The following is a 4,245-nucleotide window of genomic DNA, read 5'->3' as shown; positions in this document are numbered from 1 at the left end:
GGTCCGCACCCCGGGCCGGCGCCCGCGCACCCCGGCTCGGCGCCCGCACCGCGGGTCCGCGTCACCTCCCTCGTCTCGGCGCCCGCACCCCGGGTCCGCGCCCGCCCGGCTCGGCGTCCGCACCCCGGGTCGGCGTCCGTATCCCGGCTCGGCGTCCGTATCGCGCGTCGGCGTCCGTATCGCGCGTCGGCGCCCGCACCTCGTCTCGGCGCCCGCACCTCGGGTCGGCGTCCGCACCCGGGTCGGCGTCCGCCCCCTGCTCCGCTCCCGCACCTGGGGCGCCGCCAGGCCGGATCCCGCCCTCGCGGATCCCGCCCCGACGGTGTCCGCCTCCCCTTCGGCACAATGGCCCGCATGACCTCCGAGACGACCGCCGCCCCCGCCGGGCCCGCCGACGCCGGTGCGCCCGCTCCCCTGACGGTCGGGTTCGACCTCGACATGACCCTCATCGACTCGCGGCCCGGCATCAGGGCCGCGTACCTGGCGCTGTCGGCGGAGACGGGTACGTACATCGACGCCGACGCCGCGGTCTCCCGGCTGGGGCCGCCGCTCGCCGAGGAGCTGGCGCACTGGTTCCCGCCGGGCGAGGTCGAGGCCGTCGCGGACCGCTACCGGGAGATCTACCCGGCCTACGCGATCGAGCCGACGCTCGCCCTGCCCGGCGCCCGGGAGGCGGTGCAGGCGGTGCGGGAGCTCGGGGGCCGCACCGTCGTCGTCACGGCGAAGCACGAGCCGAACGCCCGCCTCCACCTGGACCACCTCGGGATCCGCCCGGACGCGGTCGTGGGCTGGCTGTGGGCCGAGGCGAAGGCGGTGGCGCTGCGCGAGCACGGAGCACAGGTGTACGTCGGCGACCACGTCGGGGACGTCCGCGGTGCGCGGGCGGCCGGCGCGGTGTCGGTCGCGGTGGCGACGGGGCCGTGCCCGGAGCGGGAGCTGCGGGAGGCCGGGGCGGACGTCGTCCTGCCCGACCTGACGGCCCTGCCGGCGTGGCTGGCCGGATTCGCCCGCATCCGGAACCCCTGACGGCGCCTCGGCCCGCGCCCTCGACCGAGCCGGTCCCGCGCCCCGTACGCCCCGGCTACGCCTGCCCGTCCGCCCCGACGGCCGCGCGGGCGGCCCGGCGCTGGGCCGCCGCCGACCGCAGGACCCCGGCGGCGGAGATCGCGAAGCCGACGCCCATCAGCATGCAGACCGCCCAGGCGTACGGCGGAAAGGGTTCGACGTCCAGGAACAGCGGGGCCATCGTGGCCAGTGTGGCCAGGGCGCCCGCGATGAACACGACGCCGCCGGCCTTCACGAGGCCGTCGCCGGGCCGCGGTTCGTCGGGGTGAGGAGTAGCAGTCACTCCACCAGGGTAGTTCCCTGGCCTGAGCGGCCGACAGCCGTGGAGCCGGTGAAGGTCCGGGGAACGTCTTGTCACCTGCTCAACGCCCACTAGCCTGGAGTCGGCGGGTCACCCATGGCCCGCTGCGCTGTTATCCGGAGCCGCCGCGGCGGCCCACCGGACCCGACGAGCACAAGGACAGAGGACGGACGTGCCCACCGGCAAGGTCAAGTGGTTCAACAGTGAGAAGGGCTTCGGCTTTCTCTCCCGAGACGACGGCGGCGACGTCTTCGTGCACTCGTCGGTACTCCCGGCCGGGGTCGACGCCCTCAAGCCGGGCCAGCGGGTCGAGTTCGGCGTCGTCGCCGGGCAGCGCGGCGACCAGGCGCTGTCCGTGACGGTGCTCGACCCGGCGCCGTCGGTGGCGGCCGCCCAGCGGCGCAAGCCGGACGAGCTGGCGTCGATCGTGCAGGACCTCACCACCCTGCTGGAGAACATCACGCCGATGCTGGAGCGCGGCCGCTACCCCGACAAGGGCCACGGCACGAAGATCGCAGGCCTGCTCCGCGCGGTCGCCGACCAGCTGGACGTCTGAGCCGCCGCCGGCCCCGCGCCGACCGCCGGCCGGCCGCCCGCCCCGGTGCCCCGCCGCTCCCCGCGAGCGGCGGGGCACCGGCGTGACGCACGGGCGGGTACGGGGCCGGGCGCGTCCTACGGGAACGCCAGCGCGTCCGGCGCCACCGCCGGGACCAGCCCTTCCGCCGCGGCCCGCGTCAGCAGTCCGCGGACCGCCGCGTACCCGTCCTCGCCGAGGTCGGCGGTGAACTCGTTCACGTACAGCCCGATGTGCTGGTCGGCGACGGCCGGGTCCAGCTCCTGCGCGTGGGCGCGCACGTACGGCCGGGAGGCCTCCGGGTCGTCCCACGCCATCCGCACCGAGGTCCGCGCGGACTCCGCCAGCGCGCGCAGGGTCTCGGGCCCCAGCGAGCGCCTGGCGATGATCGCGCCGAGCGGGATCGGCAGGCCGGTGGAGGTCTCCCAGTGCTCTCCCATGTCGGCGAGGCAGTGCAGCCCGTAGTCCCGGTAGGTGAACCGGGCCTCGTGGATGACGAGCCCCGCGTCGACCCGGCCGTCGCGCACCGCCGGCATGATCTCGTGGAACGGCAGCACGACCACCTCGCCGACCCCGCCGGGCAGCACGTCCGCCGCCCACAGCCGGAACAGCAGGTAGGCCGTGGAGCGCTCGCTCGGCACCGCGACCGTCCGCCCCGCCAGGTCCAGGCCCGGCTCGCGGGCCAGCACCAGCGGCCCGCAGCCCCGGCCGAGCGCGCCGCCGCACGGCAGCAGCGCGTACTCGCCGAGCACCCACGGCAGGACGGCGTACGACACCTTCAGCACGTCGAGCTCGCCGCGCTCGGCCATGCCGTTGGTGATGTCGATGTCGGCGAAGGTGACGTCGAGGGCGGGCGCGCCCGGCACCCGGCCGTGCGCCCACGCGTCGAAGACGAACGTGTCGTTCGGGCACGGCGAGTAGGCGATCCTCAGCGCGGCGCCCGGGTCACGGTCGGCCGCGGTGCTCACGGCGGTGCTCATGCTGCTCTCCCCAGTGGACGAGTACGGGCCCCAGCGCGCGGAATCCCGCGGTGAGGGCGGCGAGCGCGTCCCCGATCCGCCAGGCGTCGCGGTCCCGCGGGCCGACGGCGTTCGAGATGCCGCGGACCTCCAGGACCGGCAGCCCGTGCGCCGCGGCGGCCTCGGCGACCCCGAAGCCCTCCATGGCCTCGGCGCCGGCGAGCGGGTGCCGGGCGGCGAGGGCGGCGGCACGCTCGGCGGTGCCGGTGACGGTGGAGACGGTCAGGACGGGCGCCGCCAGCGCCCCGGCGGCCTCCGCGGCCTGCGCGGCGAGCTCGGCGGGCGGCAGGTGCACGCTCCGTCCGAAGCCGAGCTCCTGCACGGGGACGAAGCCGTCCGCGGTCTCGGCCCCGAGGTCGGCGGCGACGATCGCGTCGGCGACGACGAGGGAGCCGGGCGGGGCGGCCGGCTGGAAGCCCCCGCCGATCCCGGCGGAGACGACGAGCGCGTAGTCGCCGAGCGCGAGCGCCGTCGCCGTCGCGGCCGCCGCGGCGGCCGGCCCGACGCCTCCGGCGAGCACGTCGGCGGCGAGCCCCGGCAGGTCGCGGCGCAGGACGGCGTAGCCGCCCGGCAGGGTGCGCGGCTCCGGCACCGCCGGATCCGGATGAGGGGTGAGCCCGGCGGCGACGGAGTCCGCCTCCGCCGCCACCGCGGTCACGATGAGCGCGCGCACCGTCGCCTGCGCGGTTACTTCAGCTTGACGTTGAAGGCCCACACGGCGAGCGGCTTGCCTTCCGCGCTGACCTGGACGATGTTCAGCTTCTTGGAGGACGGGGCCTCGCCCTGGCCGCCGGTGGCGAAGATGTCGGCGCCCGGGAAGCTGCGGTAGGTGTTCGAGGACGGCTCGGTGATCGGCTGGCCGTCCAGGACCGCCTGCCACCGGTTGCCGTCCTCGACGACCTCGGGCTCGACGCCCAGGCGCAGCGTGTCGCCGCGGCCGTAGTCGATGGTCTTGGCGTCCCTGATGTCGGTGAGGCACTCCTGGACCTTGTCCATGGAGAGTTCCTTGGAGTCCGTGCAGGCGGCCTCGGCGGACACAGACGACGAGCCGACCGTCACGGTCGCGAGCGGCGTCGGCTTGTCGCAGGCCGAAAGGAGGAGGAGGCCGGCGGACACGGCTCCGAGAGCCGCGACGCTGCGGCGGCCCTTACCCGAGATAAGCGGTGCGGTCATGAGCCGAAGGCTATCGGGCCGGTCGCCCCCGCCGCCGCACGGGGTCCCGCCGACCTGCGGCGCGCCGCCGCGCCGCGTCCCCCGCCTGCCGCAGCCGCCGCCCGCCTGCCGCC

At 76.5% G+C, this 4,245-nt stretch carries 6 protein-coding genes; 2 read left to right on the top strand and 4 right to left on the bottom strand.

The genetic code is table 11. The features are described from left to right. Positions 1-354: 354 nt before the first annotated feature. The gene (locus EF903_RS29490; protein ID WP_125548058.1) at positions 355-1,026 is read left to right on the top strand and encodes an HAD family hydrolase; all 672 of its coding nucleotides are present in this window, start codon (positions 355-357) and stop codon (positions 1,024-1,026) included. 55 nt (positions 1,027-1,081) lie between these two features. Here EF903_RS29490 and EF903_RS29485 read toward each other — a convergent pair whose 3' ends face one another. Continuing rightward, positions 1,082-1,348, bottom strand: a complete 267-nt coding sequence (locus EF903_RS29485) for a hypothetical protein (protein WP_125548057.1) — start codon at positions 1,346-1,348, stop codon at positions 1,082-1,084. A gap of 190 nt (positions 1,349-1,538) precedes the next feature. Here EF903_RS29485 and EF903_RS35980 point away from each other — a divergent pair, with 190 nt between their 5' ends. Continuing rightward, complete coding sequence (locus EF903_RS35980; RefSeq protein WP_125548056.1) at positions 1,539-1,922, top strand: cold-shock protein; 384 nt, start codon at positions 1,539-1,541, stop codon at positions 1,920-1,922. A 116-nt stretch (positions 1,923-2,038) separates the two neighbouring features. Here EF903_RS35980 and EF903_RS29475 read toward each other — a convergent pair whose 3' ends face one another. Genes EF903_RS29475 through EF903_RS29465 form a run of 3 tightly spaced genes read right to left on the bottom strand, consistent with a single transcriptional unit; the run spans position 2,039 to position 4,132 of the window. After that, on the bottom strand, positions 2,039-2,920 hold the full coding sequence (locus EF903_RS29475; protein WP_125548055.1) for a 1,4-dihydroxy-6-naphthoate synthase: 882 nt from the start codon (positions 2,918-2,920) through the stop codon (positions 2,039-2,041). Next, entirely contained in the window at positions 2,886-3,632 is a 747-nt protein-coding gene (locus tag EF903_RS29470; RefSeq protein ID WP_125548054.1) for a futalosine hydrolase, read from the bottom strand. Before EF903_RS29470 ends, EF903_RS29475 begins: the two co-directional genes overlap by 35 nt. 14 nt (positions 3,633-3,646) lie before the next feature. Further along, positions 3,647-4,132, bottom strand: coding sequence for a DUF2771 domain-containing protein (locus tag EF903_RS29465; protein ID WP_125548053.1), 486 nt, complete (start codon positions 4,130-4,132; stop codon positions 3,647-3,649). Between the last annotated feature and the right edge of the window lie 113 nt (positions 4,133-4,245).

The organism is Streptomyces sp. WAC05292 (assembly GCF_003949955.1).
In the GTDB taxonomy this organism is placed as follows: domain Bacteria; phylum Actinomycetota; class Actinomycetes; order Streptomycetales; family Streptomycetaceae; genus Streptomyces; species Streptomyces globosus.
The sequence above is the reverse complement of the archived record's forward strand: the minus strand, read 5'-3'. Positions and strand labels throughout refer to the sequence as shown.

What these genes read in the sequence shown, in the direction of transcription:
- EF903_RS29490 (WP_125548058.1), top strand. Translation starts at nt 355, where the DNA reads ATGACCTCCGAGACGACCGCCGCCCCCGCCGGGCCCGCCGACGCCGGT.
- EF903_RS29475 (WP_125548055.1), bottom strand. Translation starts at nt 2,920, where the DNA reads ATGAGCACCGCCGTGAGCACCGCGGCCGACCGTGACCCGGGCGCCGCG.
- EF903_RS29465 (WP_125548053.1), bottom strand. Translation starts at nt 4,132, where the DNA reads ATGACCGCACCGCTTATCTCGGGTAAGGGCCGCCGCAGCGTCGCGGCT.